This is a genomic window from Sporocytophaga myxococcoides DSM 11118, from assembly GCF_000426725.1.
In the GTDB taxonomy this organism is placed as follows: domain Bacteria; phylum Bacteroidota; class Bacteroidia; order Cytophagales; family Cytophagaceae; genus Sporocytophaga; species Sporocytophaga myxococcoides.
In genome coordinates this window covers 103,837-119,415 of record NZ_AUFX01000006.1, presented here as the reverse complement: position 1 = coordinate 119,415, position 15,579 = coordinate 103,837, and the positions used below count along the sequence as shown (strand labels likewise).

16 protein-coding genes are annotated in these 15,579 nt (G+C 35.3%); 10 read left to right on the top strand and 6 right to left on the bottom strand.

Annotated features, from left to right (window positions below):
* Positions 1-101: 101 nt before the first annotated feature.
* The 9 genes from K350_RS0109050 to K350_RS0109010 all read left to right on the top strand — a co-directional run bounded on the left by K350_RS0109050 (position 102) and on the right by K350_RS0109010 (position 7,872).
* The gene (locus K350_RS0109050; protein WP_037574876.1) at positions 102-905 is read left to right on the top strand and encodes an outer membrane protein assembly factor BamD; all 804 of its coding nucleotides are present in this window, start codon (positions 102-104) and stop codon (positions 903-905) included.
* On the top strand, positions 905-1,234 hold the full coding sequence (locus tag K350_RS0109045; protein WP_051313002.1) for a DNA-directed RNA polymerase subunit omega: 330 nt from the start codon (positions 905-907) through the stop codon (positions 1,232-1,234). The genes K350_RS0109050 and K350_RS0109045 overlap by 1 nt, the downstream gene beginning before the upstream one ends.
* Before the next feature lie 9 nt (positions 1,235-1,243).
* Positions 1,244-2,458: a bifunctional phosphopantothenoylcysteine decarboxylase/phosphopantothenate--cysteine ligase CoaBC gene (gene coaBC, locus K350_RS0109040; protein WP_037574873.1), complete on the top strand. Its 1,215-nt coding sequence runs from the start codon at positions 1,244-1,246 to the stop codon at positions 2,456-2,458.
* Between the two features lie 74 nt (positions 2,459-2,532).
* Positions 2,533-3,435, top strand: coding sequence for a type IX secretion system protein PorD (gene porD / locus K350_RS0109035; protein ID WP_028979635.1), 903 nt, complete (start codon positions 2,533-2,535; stop codon positions 3,433-3,435).
* Between the two features lie 51 nt (positions 3,436-3,486).
* Entirely contained in the window at positions 3,487-3,714 is a 228-nt protein-coding gene (locus K350_RS0109030) for a hypothetical protein (RefSeq protein ID WP_028979634.1), read from the top strand.
* Positions 3,715-3,716: 2 nt separating this feature from the next.
* A complete protein-coding gene (recN, locus tag K350_RS0109025) occupies positions 3,717-5,375 on the top strand; it encodes a DNA repair protein RecN (RefSeq protein WP_028979633.1) in 1,659 nt (552 codons plus the stop codon).
* Between the two features lie 94 nt (positions 5,376-5,469).
* Positions 5,470-6,285: an enoyl-ACP reductase FabI gene (locus K350_RS0109020; RefSeq protein WP_028979632.1), complete on the top strand. Its 816-nt coding sequence runs from the start codon at positions 5,470-5,472 to the stop codon at positions 6,283-6,285.
* Between the two features lie 228 nt (positions 6,286-6,513).
* Entirely contained in the window at positions 6,514-7,299 is a 786-nt protein-coding gene (locus K350_RS0109015) for a sugar-binding protein (protein WP_028979631.1), read from the top strand.
* 159 nt (positions 7,300-7,458) lie between these two features.
* A complete protein-coding gene (locus tag K350_RS0109010) occupies positions 7,459-7,872 on the top strand; it encodes a hypothetical protein (RefSeq protein ID WP_156026982.1) in 414 nt (137 codons plus the stop codon).
* Here K350_RS0109010 and scpA read toward each other — a convergent pair.
* Both scpA and K350_RS0109000 read right to left on the bottom strand, forming a co-directional pair.
* Complete coding sequence (gene scpA / locus K350_RS0109005; protein WP_028979629.1) at positions 7,862-9,997, bottom strand: methylmalonyl-CoA mutase; 2,136 nt, start codon at positions 9,995-9,997, stop codon at positions 7,862-7,864. The genes K350_RS0109010 and scpA overlap by 11 nt on opposite strands.
* Before the next feature lie 3 nt (positions 9,998-10,000).
* Positions 10,001-11,128, bottom strand: a complete 1,128-nt coding sequence (locus tag K350_RS0109000) for a methylmalonyl-CoA mutase family protein (protein WP_028979628.1) — start codon at positions 11,126-11,128, stop codon at positions 10,001-10,003.
* Between the two features lie 290 nt (positions 11,129-11,418).
* Between K350_RS0109000 and dnaA the strand changes: the two genes are divergently transcribed.
* Positions 11,419-12,846, top strand: a complete 1,428-nt coding sequence (gene dnaA, locus K350_RS0108995; RefSeq protein ID WP_037574869.1) for a chromosomal replication initiator protein DnaA — start codon at positions 11,419-11,421, stop codon at positions 12,844-12,846.
* A 173-nt stretch (positions 12,847-13,019) separates the two neighbouring features.
* Here dnaA and K350_RS0108990 read toward each other — a convergent pair whose 3' ends face one another.
* The 4 genes from K350_RS0108990 to K350_RS0108975 form a co-directional block, all read right to left on the bottom strand.
* Complete coding sequence (locus tag K350_RS0108990; RefSeq protein WP_028979626.1) at positions 13,020-13,265, bottom strand: hypothetical protein; 246 nt, start codon at positions 13,263-13,265, stop codon at positions 13,020-13,022.
* 41 nt (positions 13,266-13,306) lie between these two features.
* A complete protein-coding gene (locus K350_RS0108985) occupies positions 13,307-13,708 on the bottom strand; it encodes a hypothetical protein (protein WP_028979625.1) in 402 nt (133 codons plus the stop codon).
* 494 nt (positions 13,709-14,202) lie between these two features.
* Positions 14,203-14,574, bottom strand: coding sequence for a hypothetical protein (locus K350_RS0108980; RefSeq protein ID WP_028979624.1), 372 nt, complete (start codon positions 14,572-14,574; stop codon positions 14,203-14,205).
* Between the two features lie 117 nt (positions 14,575-14,691).
* The gene (locus K350_RS0108975) at positions 14,692-15,540 is read right to left on the bottom strand and encodes a TIGR01459 family HAD-type hydrolase (RefSeq protein WP_028979623.1); all 849 of its coding nucleotides are present in this window, start codon (positions 15,538-15,540) and stop codon (positions 14,692-14,694) included.
* Positions 15,541-15,579: the final 39 nt, after the last annotated feature.

Below are 15,579 nucleotides of genomic sequence, written 5' to 3'. Positions count from 1 at the left end.
ATCTGAAATTCTAATAATTCAGGGCTTTTAACTGCCGGGAAAATTAATTTGGATGGAAATAATTAGAAGAAAAAGCATATTTTGTTTACTTTTACGGTCTTATGAAGTTAGGTTTTGCTAAAAGTCTTTTGTTGGGATTGCTGATTTTGCTGTCTTCATGCAGTGAATTTCAGCGGGTTCAAAAAAGTTCAGACGTCAACAAAAAGCTGGAGGCTGCGCTGAAATATTATGAGAAAAAGGATAATTACAAAGCCAACGTCCTTTTAGAAGAAATAATGCCTTTGTTAAAAGGCCGCCCAGAAGCTGAAAAAGCACAATTTGTATTTGCCAATACTTATTTTAATGATAAGCAATATATCATGAGCAGTTATTACTTCAAGGATTTGTATGAAACCTATCCAAGAAGTGAATATGCAGAAGAAAGCATGTATATGCATGTAAAGTCTTTATACATGGATAGTCCTGCATACAAACTTGATCAGGGAAATACCGATGAGGCGTTGCAGGCAATTCAGATGTTTGGTGTGAAATATTCTCAAAGCAGTCATATGGAAGAAGTGAACAAGATGACTGATGAATTGAATGCTAAAACAGAATACAAGGCATTTGAAAATGCAAAACTTTATTATAAAATTGGCATTTATAAATCAGCTGTTGTAAGTCTTGGAACTTTTCTAGACAGGTATCCTTCTGGTAAATTTGCAGAAGAAGCTACGTTTATACAGTTCCAGGCACAATATAATCTAGCCAAACACAGTGTATTAAGATTGCAAAGAGAAAGATATAATACAGCGCTTGAATTTTATTATGGGTTTATAGACAGATACCCAGAAAGCAAATTCAAAAAAGAGGCTGAAGAGTTATATGACAGGATTACAGAACGTTTAAAGAATTTTCAAAGCTAATGAACAATAAAGCAAAAGTTACTACAATTCCATCGTCAATAGTGACGAGAGATCTTGAAAAGTTATCTGCACCTACTGGAAATATCTATGAATCACTTGTAGTTGTGGCAAAAAGGTCAAGACAAATATCTTCAAAAGTAAAAGAAGAATTGAATAACAAACTGGCTGATTTTGCTTCTACAGTTGATAATCTTGAAGAAATCTTTGAAAACAGAGAGCAAATAGAGATTTCCAAGTTCTACGAAAGAATGCCAAAACCAACGAATGTGGCTATTGATGAGTTTTTCGAAGGAAAAATTCATTTCAGAAAGCCTAACGAAGAGAAATAATATATGTGAATGATGCTTCGCGGAAAAAAAGTTATACTTGGTGTTTGCGGGAGCATTGCGGCATATAAAGCAGCTTTATTAACAAGACTATTAATAAAAGAAGGAGCAGAGGTTCAGGTAATACTGACGCCCTCTGCTTCTTCTTTTATTGGGCCACTTACATTTTCGACACTGACCGGAAAACCTGTCTATGATTCTTTAATCCGGAATGATGCAGGAGAGTGGAATAATCATGTAGATCTTGCCTTGTGGGCAGATCTTATTCTGATCGCTCCAGCCACAGCAAATACAATTTTTAAATTGGCTCATGGTGTCTGCGACAACCTCCTAACTGCAGTTTATCTTAGTGCTAAGTGTCCTGTAATGTTCGCTCCAGCAATGGATCTGGATATGTATCGACATCCGGCTACAAAGTCAAATATAGAAAAGCTTAAATCCTATAGTAATATTATTATTGATGCCGAATTTGGCTTTTTAGCAAGCGGCCTTGAAGGTGAGGGACGTTTAGCTGAGCCTGAACATATTACGGATTTTGTAAAAAGATATTTTCAGGAAAATAGCAAGCTTGCTGGAAAGAAAATATTAGTTACCGCCGGACCGACTTACGAACCACTAGATCCAGTAAGGTTTATCGGAAATCATTCAACCGGAAAAATGGGTTACGAAATTGCCAGTCAGCTTGACCAACTGGGGGCTTCTGTTACTCTGGTTTCAGGTCCTACAGCATTAAAATCTCCTTCTGATTCTGTTAAGTTTGTGAAAGTGCAAAAGGCTGAGGAAATGTTTAATGCAGTGATGACTAATGCTACAGATGCCGATGCTATTATACTTTCGGCAGCTGTTGCAGATTATACTCCGAAAGAAGTTGCATTACAGAAGATCAAAAAGAAAGAAGGGGAACTGAGCATAGAGCTTGTAAAAACCAAAGATATTGCAGCTGCTGTGGGGGCTAATAAAAAACCTGATCAGGTATTGGTTGGATTTGCCTTAGAAACCGAAAATGAGATTCAGAACGCATCAGCAAAGCTTGCAAATAAAAACCTTGATTTTATAGTACTCAATTCTTTGAGAGATGATGGAGCGGGTTTTGGATATGATACCAACAAGGTAACATTTATTGACAGATACAATATGGTGCAGACTTTTGAGTTAAAAAGTAAGAAAGAAGTTGCTTCTGATATCATCCAGGAGTTATTGAAGCATCTGAATCTCAAAAAGAAATAATAGACGTCAATTTCATAATAGAAAAATTCAGTAACATACATAGTTTTTTTGCTGTAACTCTCCACTTCAGAAATATGAAAAAGTACTTAATAGCTTTGATTTTTATATTCACAAACTTGATTGCTTTTGCTCAACAAGGTGAGTTGAATTGTACCATTACTATTGATGCTGAGAGTATTGAAAATAGTGAGAAAAAGGATGTTATGACTCAGTTGAAGGCAGCCATGCTGGAGTTTATGAATAACAAAAGGTGGACAACTGATGAATATAAACCGGAAGAGAGGATTAACTGCAACATTATTATCACTCTTACAGGGGTTTCCGGTCAAAGTCTGTACGAGGCTACGGCCATGATTACTTCCACAAGACCTTTATACAACACCAATAAAGAAACTATGATTCTCAAATTCCTGGATAGGAAGTTTAATTTTGAGTATGTAGAAGGAAGCGCAATTTATTATACTGAAAATTCTTTTAATGGTAATCTTACAGCAATGCTTTCTTATTATGCCTACATGATCCTGGCTATGGATTATGACACTTTTGGGAAAATGGGGGGAACTAAATATTATGAGAAAGCAAGAGATATTGCAAATATTGCACAATCTTCTCAGGCAGTAGGTTGGGATCAGCTGGAAACAAACGGCAGATTTTCATTAATTCAAAACCTTACCAATACTCAATTTGCGCCTTTTAGAGAGGGTTTATACATTTATCATCGCCAGGCAATGGATACCTTTATGATAAATGCAGACCAAAGCAGAAAAGATATCATCACTGTTTTTGATAAAATAAAAACAGTTTATAACATCAATCCAACTTCTGTAGTGATTAAGAATTTTTTTAATGCCAAAGTGGAGGAAATAATAAATATTTATTCCCAGGCTGCTCCGGAAATGCGTCAACAGGTGGTAAATACTCTGAGGCAGATGGATCCGCTAAATTCAGATAAATATAATCGGCTTCTTAAGCTCTGATCATTCTTCACTCTATCTATTTTTATTAAATTAGCATATAATTTAATGAAAATGGGAAAAAGGCTTATCCGCATACCTGCAAAGGACATTCCTTCCAAAATATCCACTGTTGTTTCGAAAGAAATCAATGTCATCATGCATGATCAGACAACTCTTTTTGGGAGTCTTGTTTCGGCTGATGATCAAAAGCTTTTGCTTAAGGACACCAGATTGGATTTGCACCCCATTGATTTTAAGAACATTCGTGAAATAATTTACGATTATACAGCCTCCTTTTAATTATGCTTAAAAATCTTTTAATCAGGAACTATGTCCTGATCAGCGAGCTGGAACTGCAACCATCATCGGAGTTAAATATTGTAACAGGTGAAACAGGAGCAGGAAAGTCAATTATGCTGGGTGCACTTGGTTTGTTGCTTGGTAACAGGGCAGATGTTAAAGTACTTTTCAATGAAGAAGAAAAATGCATCATTGAAGGTGCTTTTGATATTTCAGGATATGAGATTGAGGATCTTTTCAAAGAGGAGGATCTTGATTATGAAACACTATGTCTGGTCAGACGAGAAATAGCTCCCAGTGGCAAATCCAGAGCTTTTGTAAACGATACTCCTGTAAATCTTGATTTTCTCAAAAAGCTGGGACAAAGACTTATGGACGTACATAGTCAGCACGAAACACTCATGCTGGGAGCCTCTTCATTTCAGATTGGAATTGTTGACGCCTTTGCAGGAAATAAAAATTTGCTGACAGAGTATAAAAAGCTTTATAAAGAATTTAAGGATAAAGAAGCCGAACTTGTTGAAGTTACAAGGCAGGCAGAAGAATCTTCAAAGCAACAGGATTTTAATACTTTTCTTTTGAGTGAATTGGAAGAGGCCGATTTACAAAGTGGTGAGCAGGAAAAACTGGAAGAAGATCTTAAGCTGCTTGAAAATTCAGAAGAAATTAAAAGTAAGCTTAATCAGATGGTTAGTATTCTTTCTGAATCTGATCAGGCAAGTATTGCTGTTTTACAGACGGTTAATAAATTGTTTGATGGTATTGTTAAGTATTCTCCATCTTACGAAAAACTGCGTGAACGTTTCCAAAGCATTGTAATAGAGTTAAAAGATATCAATGGAGAGCTTGAAGAAGCTGAACAACAGATCGATTATTCACCGGAAAAAATTGAAGAGAAAAGGGAACGTCTCAGTTTAATTTACAAGCTTCAAAAGAAGCATCATGTAAATACTATAGAAGAACTTATAGCAATTCAGGAAGACCTTGAAAATAAAGCGGGTGCTAATTCAGATCTTTTTGAGAAGATTGAAACATTAAAAGCTGCATTATTAAAACTGGAAAAGAGCTTGAGGGAAAAAGCAGTTAAACTAAGCAATCAGAGAACTAAAGTAATACCAGGCATTAAGAAGGAATTGGAATTATTGCTTAAAGAGGTGGGAATGCCAAATGCTACTATGCATATTCATTCGGATACCACTGAGCTTGGTCCTTTAGGTATTGATAAAATCAATTTCTTGTTCAGTGCGAATAAGGGTATCGCACCTGAAGAACTTAAAAATGCAGCCTCAGGTGGAGAATTTTCAAGGCTTATGTTATGTATCAAATACATGCTTGCAGATAAATCATCATTGCCAACCATAGTATTTGACGAAATCGATACCGGTATTTCCGGAGAGGTAGCATTTAAGGTTGGAAAGATGATGAAGCAAATGTCTAAAAACCATCAGGTGATAGCCATTACCCATTTACCTCAGATTGCTGCACAAGGATCTGCACATTACTTTGTATATAAAGATCATTCAAGTAAAAGATCAGTTAGTAAAATAAAGGAATTGACTAAAGAGGATCGTGTAAAGGAAATTGCACAGATGATAGGAGGGGAGAAACCATCTGAAACAGCAATGAAGAATGCGAAAGAGTTATTGGAAATCAACGAATAAAGAAAGGAAAGGAAGATATTTTATCCTGGAATTTTTGAATGAATCATGGAGAATAATATTTTTGCGAGTTGATTTTTAATAAAACAAAGAAAAAATGGCTTACAATCTCTTAAAAGGTAAAAAGGGAATCATATTCGGAGCACTCGATAGTAATTCCATTGCATGGAAAGTTGCTGAAAAAGCACATGAAGAAGGAGCTTCATTCACTTTAACCAATGCCCCAATTGCAATGAGAATGGGAGAGATCAATAAACTAGCTGAAAAATGTAGCGCTGTGGTAATTCCAGCTGACGCTACTTCTCTGGAAGATCTTGAAAACCTTTTCACTAAATCTCTTGAAGCTTTAGGTGGTAAGGTAGATTTTATCCTTCACTCTATAGGTATGAGTCCAAACGTTCGTAAAGGCAAGGACTATGGAGATCTTAACTATGAATGGTTTCTAAAAACTATCGATATTTCAGCTCTTTCTTTTCACAAAATCATGCAAATTGCTGAGAAAAAGGATGCTTTAAATGAAGGTGCTTCAATTGTAGCTCTTAGTTATATCGCTGCACAGAAGGCTGTTCCGGGATACAATGACATGGCCGAAGCAAAAGCTGCATTAGAATCTATCGCAAGAAGTTATGGCCTAAGACTTGGACCTAAGAAAATCAGAGTAAACACAGTGTCTCAGTCTCCTACTATGACAACTGCAGGTAAAGGAATCTCAGGTTTTGACGTATTTGTAGACTTTGCAGAAAAATTATCTCCTCTTGGAAATGCTTCTGCCGAAGAGTGTGCTGATTATGTAATCACGCTATTCTCAGATCTTACAAAAAAAGTTACTATGCAAAATCTATTTCATGACGGAGGTTTTTCATGCACAGCTATCAGTGATGAATTCATCCAGTCATTTTATAATAAAAAGTAATTTTTATAAAAGATATAATTAGATATGACAGGCAGGCTGCAAAGTCTGCCTGTTTTCATTTATACCTTTTAATATTACAAGGGGATTAGTGGATTGTAGTTTTTCCTGAAAGTATTGATTTCTTTTATGAAGTAAGCAACCAAAGGAACATTGCCAGCATTTAATTTTTTTTATATTTGTTTCTGTATAGGGTAAGAATCAAAATCTTTTTAAACAAACTTAATATTCATGCAAAAACTAAAATTATTTTGTTGGGTTCAGGTGCTGGTGTTTTTATTCTCTTGCACAAAGCCTGAATCAAGTGCTAATTCAGAAGAAAAGAGTGGTTCAGTCACAGCAGATAGTGTTGGCGATGGGAATTACACTGCTCACAAAGCTTCAGAAGATATAGTAATAGATGGTAAAGGAGATGAAAAGAGCTGGGAGAAAGCGACATGGGCTCCTCTAAAATATAAATGGCTTGGAGGAGATTACACTCCGGAAGATTTTTCTGGCAGATATAAAATTCTTTGGAATGAAGACAAAATCTTTTATTTGGTTGAAATAACAGACGAGATTCTGAATGACCAGAGACCTGATCCATTCAACGATTGGTGGGAAGATGATTGTCTGGAGTTGTTTATTGATGAAGACAAATCAGGAGGAAATCATCAGTTTAATCACAATGCTTTTGCCTATCATATAACACTGGATTATGATGCAGTAGATATTGGTCCAGACCAGAAACCACATTTGTATAATAAAGATGTAGAAACAAAGAGGATTAAGAATGGAAACGTTTATACATGGGAAGTTGGAATGAAAGTATTTAAGGATACTTACAAAGACGGAGAAAACAACGTTCCTGTAAAACTTTCAGAAGGAAAGAAATTAGGATTTGCGGTTTCTTATAACGACAACGATACAACAGGTGGCAGAGAGAATTTTGTTGGATCAATGGAAATACCAGGAGAAGATAAAAACAGAGGCTGGATTGACGCTGGCTTGTTTGGAACTCTTGAATTGGTAAAATAATTTTTACTTATAGTAATTCCCCGGATTATTGGCTGGGGAATTACTATTTTTTAATTTATAATAGATAATTTTTGGTATTGAATTTCAAAGCAGATCGTAGCATTAATTCGAAGAATATTTTATCAAGGCTATTGCTATTGAGTTACGAAATATAGGCTTATGAACTTTATGTATGATCATTTGAATGAGAGGTTGAATATTCAAGACATAAAATGGACTGAAGTAGAACATTTGCTAAAACAAATTGATCCTGTATCTAGAGCTTATTTTATTCTTGAAGCAGATTCCGGAAGTTATATTCAATGCGCAGGTGGTCCTGCTGAATTGGTTGTTGAGTATAGAGATGTCAAGGAAAAAGGCTTTAAGCATTATGTATTAGGAAAAGGAGAGGTGAAAAGTGCACTTAAAACTGTTTGGAAGTCCATTGTTTGCAGTATAGGAAATCTTAGCGTCCACGATGATGAGGTACTAACTTGTGAGGACGCTTTAATTACCTTTAAGTATTTTTTTGAAAATAAGAGCATCCCTGATACTTATAAAAGAAGAAATATAACCCGTGAGTTTAAAGGTTAGATTCGATAAGTTTTTTAAGTATATCCTGCGCTGCAACAGCAATAACCGTCCCTGGTCCAAAGATTCCTGATACTCCTTTTTCATATAGAAAGTCGTAGTCTTTAGGAGGAATAATTCCTCCGGCAACAACCACTATATCATCTCTTCCTATTTTTTTCAGTGCTTCGATTAATTCAGGGATGAGTGTTTTATGGCCACCTGCAAGACTTGATACACCTATTATATGTACGTCACTTTCAGCTCCCATTCTTGCCAGTTCTTCCGGAGTCTGAAATAAAGGAGCAAGGTCAACATCAAAACCCAGGTCAGCAAAGGCAGTAGCTATTACTTTTGCTCCACGGTCGTGACCATCTTGCCCAAGTTTTCCTATAATGATCCTTGGCCTTCTTCCATCCATTGCAGCAAATTGATCAGAAAGCGCACGCGCTTTGTCTATGTTTCCTTTGTCAGAAGATTCTCTGCCATAAATTCCTGAAGTAGTTCTAGTCATAGCTTTATGTCTTCCAAAAACTTTTTCCATCGCCATTGATATTTCTCCCAATGTGGCTCTTTTCCTTGCCGCATCTATAGCCAGTTCCAGAAGGTTACCTTTCCCTGCCTGAGCACAATTGGTAATGGCATCTAAAGCAAGGGTTACTTCTTTTTCATCCCGCTGAGTTTTTATTCTTTCAAGTTGTTCAATTTGTTTTTCTCTTACCTGTGTGTTGTCTACTTCGAGAAGCTCAAGTTTACCTTCTTCTTCTACATTATATTTATTAACTCCCACTATTACATCCTGACCTGAATCAATACGTGCCTGTTTTCTTGCAGCAGCCTGATCTATTCTGCTTTGTGGAATTCCAGCTTCTATCGATTTTGCCATTCCTCCATGAGCCTCGATTTCGCTGATGAGTTTTTCAGCTTTAACTATAAGCTCATTCGTAAGATATTCTACATAGTAAGAACCACCGAATGGATCTATGTATTTACAAAGATCTGTATGCTTTTGGATATATAGTTGAGTATCACGTGCTATTTTAGCCGAAAAGTCAGTAGGCAGAGCAAGTGCTTCATCAAGTGCATTAGTATGCAAAGATTGTGTGTGACCAATCACAGCAGCCATAGCTTCAATGCAGGTTCTGGTGATATTATTAAAAGGATCTTGTCTTGTCAAGCTCCATCCGGACGTTTGGCAATGTGTTCTTAATGCAAGAGACTTTTCATTTTTGGGATTAAACTCTTTCAGCATTTTAGCCCAGAGATATCTGCCAGCTCGCATCTTGGCGATTTCCATAAAGAAGTTCATTCCTATTCCCCAAAAGAAAGAAAGCCTTGGAGCAAAGTCATCAATGTCGATACCTGCTTTCAATCCGGTGCGAACATATTCCAATCCATCTGCCAACGTATAAGCAAGCTCAATATCTGCAGTGGCTCCAGCTTCCTGCATATGATAACCGCTTATGCTAATGGAATTGAACTTAGGCATATGACGGGAAGTATATTCAAATATGTCTCCTATGATTTTCATTGAAGGAAGGGGAGGATATATATAAGTGTTCCTTACCATGAACTCCTTTAATATATCATTTTGAATAGTACCGCTAAGCTTCATTGGAGACACACCTTGTTCTTCCGCAGCAACTATATAGAAAGCTAGGATAGGAATGACTGCTCCATTCATTGTCATAGAAACTGACATCTGATCCAATGGAATTCCTTCGAAAAGAATTTTCATGTCTTCTACTGAATCAACAGCTACTCCGGCCTTACCTACATCTCCTGTAACTCTTGAATGATCGGAGTCATATCCTCTGTGTGTCGGAAGATCGAAGGCTACAGATAATCCTTTTTGTCCTCCAGCAAGATTCCTTCTGTAAAATGCATTGGATTCTTCTGCAGTGGAAAAGCCTGCATATTGACGGATAGTCCAGGGTTTACCAAGGTACATACTTGCATATGGACCTCTCAAGAATGGCGGGCTTCCTGCAGGAAAGTCGTCAAAGATAAAGCTTTCACTATCTTTAGAGGTGAACAAACTTTTAACGGGAATCTGTTCTGACGTTATCCATGTGCTTTTCTCCTGTGTACCATTATGAGATGGATCAGGGAGTTGATGATATTGTATTTTTGAAAAGTCTGGTTTCATAAATTAATTGACTGCCTTCTTACGTTTCGCCTCTGAATAACCGCCTGCTTCTTCAATAGCTTTAAATTTTTCCCAAGCTACTTCACTGATTTTTGAAGTAATGGTTTCTATTAAATAAGAACCAGCTAAAGGATCCATTACTTTATCCATAAAAGATTCTTCTCTTAATATATGTGCAATGTTTAAGCGCACTCTTTGATAGAACTCCTCTGCTAAAGGATAGGGAGACGATGTCCTGCTATTTATTTTAATAAAATCAGAATTACCCAAAATTGCCGCCATAAACTGAATAGTATCGATAATCATTTCATCATTTTCATTTTTAACAGCCGACGTTAAAGGAATCAGTTCTGAATGAAAGGTTGTATAAATTGAATTTCCAGGAAGAAGAAGTGCTTTTAACTTGTCCCAAAGTGATCGGAAAGCTCTTAGTTTAGCAATTTCTATTATAAAGTTTTCGCCAATGGATGTATGAAAATGAATATTTGATAAAACGATTTCTGGGGAGATTCCATTTTCAGTAAGAAGATCGAAATATTCAACAGCTTTGGCTATTGCATAAGCCAATTCAGTCCCAGGATCCTCATTTGATTCGTATATTCCTAAAATTGAACTGGTTGAGCCTTTTTTAGATAGAACTGTTGACACATTATTAATGAAATCATCCTTTTCTTTTAAATAAGTGTCGGAATTGAGATTTAAAAAACTACCAGGTGCGATATTTCCCAAAATATCATTTTTATCGGCCTCAAAAATTTCAATGGTATATGAAAAGTCTTTTAGTAAATCTTTCACAGAAGTCAAACTAAAATTTTGACTATTTCTGATTAAAATTTCTATATGATCTGCATTGAATTTTTTTGATTTTTCAATTTCTTTTTTTAGTGAATTTAAGTCCGAAAAATTGATTTTATAGACAGCTTTCCATTTGCCAAAATTTTTGTCAAAATATGACACGTTTATACGGCTTAAATCTGCTTTGGTATAAAATGGTTCTATATTTATTTTTTGCCCTACGTTCCACGCCAAAGAATCAAGTTTTTGAAGCTTTAATTCTTCTTTTATTTTGCTGAACCACAGTTCTTTATCTGTGTTTTCGAAAGGGGTATTTGGAGTTGATGAATGTTCCACGGAAACTTTTTTTTAAAGCTATTAAAAAAATCAACTAAGGGAGAAAAAGATTACAAAATCATTAGTTTTTTGTGGCTAAATTTACATGTAGTAACATTATGTTTGTTGTATATTTAGAAGAATTTATTGTTTTATTTTAAGAATATTCAAGGGCTTATTTCGTAATTTACAAGCCCTGAAGGATATGAAAAAGTCAAGTCCCCATTTCATTTTTTTGTTAATTATTTTTTTTACAAATTTGTCTCCCCTCCAAAATCAAGGAGGACGATTTTTTCAAAAACCCTTTAATTATGCTAATTGTAAAAGACTGTAAAGCAGTGTGGAACAACTGTCTCCGTATCATTAAGGAGAGTGTAGGCGAGCAAAGTTTCAAAACTTGGTTCGAACCTATAGTCCCAGTAATGTTGCAGAATGACGTTTTGACGATTCAGGTTCCTAGCCAGTTTTTTTATGAATGGCTTGAAGAGCATTATGTTCAGGTTTTAAGGAGAGCGATAGACACTGAATTGGGCGCTGACGGAAGATTGGAATACTCTCTGATGATGGAAAAAGAATCAGAGCAATCCAAAACTTTTGTGAACCAAGTTCAGGGAAAACCGAATGGTAATGCAAAATTTGTAAATTATAACGCTCCTCAGACTGTTAAGAGTCCGTTTGATTTAAAAGGGCTGGATAAATTTTCTTTCAGCTCGCAGTTAAATGTAAACTATACTTTTGACACGTTCATTGAAGGAGATTGTAACAGACTTGCGCGTTCGGCCGGTTATGCTGTCGCTAACAAACCGGGAGTAACATCTTTCAACCCATTGATGATTTATGGAGGTGTAGGTTTAGGTAAAACCCACCTTGTTCAGGCAATAGGAAACAGAATTAAACAAAACAGTCCTGACAAATTTGTTCTTTATGTGTCATCGGAAAAATTTACGAATCAATTCCTTGATGCAATTAAAAACAACAATACCCAGGAGTTTGCAAATTTCTATCTTCAGGTAGATGTACTAGTTATAGACGATGTACAATTCCTGTCTGGTAAAGAAAAAACTCAGGAGATATTCTTCCATATCTTTAATCACCTGCACCAATCAGGTAAACAAATCATAATGACGAGCGACTGCCCGCCAAAAGATTTGAAAGGATTACAGGAAAGATTATTATCCAGATTCAAATGGGGTTTGACTGCAGATTTGCAGCAACCAGATTTTGAAACAAGAATTGCGATCATTCGCAAAAAAATGCAGTCAGAAGGTGTAGAAATCTCTGACAGTGTTGTTGAATATCTTGCTTATAGCATAGATACCAACGTAAGAGAGTTAGAAGGTGTATTAATCTCTTTGATTGCACAATCTTCATTAACTCAGAAAGAAATTGATCTTGAACTTGCAAAGCAGACATTGCAGAGCATTGTTCAAAACATAGAATCGGAAGTGGGTATAGATTATATCCAGAAGTTTGTTGCCGAATTCTTCAACGTGACTGTTGATTCTCTTAAAGCTAAAACAAGAAAGAGAGAGATCGTGATTGCAAGACAGGTTGCTATGTATTTTGCAAAAGAATACACTAACCTTTCTTTGAAATCAATTGGTTTCCATTTTGGGAACAGAGACCACAGTACCGTAATACATGCTTTAACTTCAGTAAACGACTTAATGGACACTGACAGAAAGTTCAATGCAACCATGCAGGAGTTGATTAAAAAATTGAAGCTAAAAGCTGCTTAATCTGAATTTTTAGGGTTACTTTTTAATATACTGAGATGCCTGGTGGAAACATCAGGCATTTTTTTATGTTATTTGGGGTGATTTATATTTTAGTAAAGGGATTTTAAAAATTTGTCTTATTTACCTTGTTGATAGAAATAAATCAAGTCCCCTTTTGAATTAAAAGCCAGATGTTAATTTGATATTTTTATTGACACTCCTCTTTTGGAAGCAACTATGGCATCATGATATTCTTCTCCTTCTTGCATTTCATAAGGAACATTAATACGAATATATTCATGTATTTTATCATGTTTAACATTACTGAATTGATTTACCTCTACCTCACTTGATTTAATAACATTCACATGTTTCATTTTTGCCTTCCCATATATCTTTATATCAGAAGAATCTTGCTCGTTCTTTCTAGTATCCTTCATGCCTTTATTGTTTTATGAGCATAACACTTCAATAAAAAAACTCAATGATCACCATCTTCGTCTTGTTCTCTATCTGATTTTGGGTTATTGCAATTTCTTAAATCTGGATTTTTATCTAGTGATTCTAATGCTTTGATAAAAATAGTTTCAATCTTTTTCAGTTTTGCTGTAAAAAGAGCTTCTGCCTCAAGCGAATCTATATCTAGTTTTATTTTATCAATATGAATGTCAGTTCCGATTTCTATATTGGAGAAATTAGAAAGCTGTGCTTTAACAGAAATAGAAAAATTTAAATTTTCTGCATCCATGTTGACTCTCCCAGCTTTTAAAGAAGGAACCTTCAGAATCATATCAGATTCATTATCCGTTTCGTTCTGAACATTGGATTGCTCCTCATGGTCAGAAAAATCTTCTGCTTTTGTAATTTCTTTTTCCTTTGACATCCAATTCTACTTTTAGCAGTCTCTGTTAGTTCTTTTTCTTCCTTATTAAATTAACATCTACCCAGACTTTATTTTTTTTTAAGGAAGTCCTTTGCTTCTGAAAATTCCAGGATCTTACCTTTCCTAATTTACTTCAGACTTTATGAATCTTGCCAATAATTATTCGTTCCATTTTATCATTGATCAACTTTTTTACAGTAAGTATAAATAAAGCTTCTAATTGAAAACAAATTATGTATATCCGTGTTCAAAAGTGACAAATTTTCTTTTAGCACTTAATGAACTTATATTGAAGAATGTAATCCAGATTACTCTTCCTGAATTTTTATAATAACTTTTAAAGGATGAAGGGATAGAGCAATCGATTGAATAATATTGCGCAAAAAAGATTTTATTAAGTCAATAGAAAGTTCATTTAACAGAAGAGCTTTGATAAATACTAAAATAACTCCTATTTAAAAATGTATAAGAGAAACTTTTACATTCATTAAATATTAAGTAGAAGGGAAGGAAGAATATAGTTCCATCGTTTTATTGGCAATGTCAATACTTTTAACGAATCCGCAATGTCCCCAGGTTAGTGTCCAGAACTGCACGAAATCTCCTGGTTGCACATTCTCAAGTTTGCTTATTGGTATTCCCTTTCCATTTTTAGTGAGTGCGTAATAAACTCCTTTGGGGATGGGAGAATTTGTTGATCTCAGTTGATAAATGTTTTCATCGGTAATGATGCGAATTCTCTTTTTATCTTCTTCCGTAAGTTTTATGAAATTTTTAAGTACTCCAATTACTAGTTCTGTACAAACAGCTTTCTCGTAAGTCGGTGAAATTTTTGGTCCATTCTTAACAACACAGTTGATCACCATTGTATTAGTTGGTGGGATCTGATCAATTTTATATGCAATTAATTGGTTGTTTCGCCCGGAAAAAGAGCAATAAGCAAAATACTAATACTAAAAAGTCCTTTGATCATAAAAAATGTTTTATTTGATAATGGCGGATTCGCAAATATATGTTGGGATAATGCCAGTACTTCTGATATATTGTTCTGCCATGTCTGGCTGCGTTATACCCGTGAGCATTAATGCAGTATCGAAACCAAATTTGTTTCCACCCATTATATCAGTATGAAGGGTATCACCAACCATCAATATATCATTTTTATCTACAATGCAGTTGGCACAAGCATGTTCAAATGCGAAGTTAAAAAGCTGTGAGTCAGGTTTACCAAATCTTATAAATTTCTTTCCGACAACATTTTCAATTAATTCCGCAACCCCACCGATAGCAATAGCAACCTGTGATTGTGAAACTGGATAAGTAGTATCAGTGTTGGCTACTATTACAGGTATATTCCTGTTTCTAAGCAGGTTTATAGTTTTATTTAAATCCTTATTCCAGTCAAATCCTTCATCATCAAGCAATACAAGAGCATTGACTTCTGAAATATTGTCAAGCTCAAGCTGACTGATTGGTAAGGTTTTTAGTCCTGATCTTTCTATATAGTGAGCGGAGTTTTCAGTCCCAAGATAGGCTACAGTACCATGGTTGACTTTCAGATCAAGATATTCTTTAGCCAGCATTCCGGATGAAATTATTCTATCTGGAGTGATGGCAAAAAGGCCAAGCTTGTGGTAAGATTCCGCAAGCTGTGCAGGACTTCTGGAAGCATCATTGGTAAGAATAAAATAGTCTTTATTGTGCTCCTGTAGATAATTAAAAGTATGTTCTATACCAGGTATCAAGCCCTTATAATTTTTCAAAACTCCAAATGCATCAAAAAATATAACTTTGTATTTTGAAACGATGGATTTGAAATTTTGTAACTGCACCATTGGGAGTAATAAGTTTTAAGTAATAAGTAGTAAGTT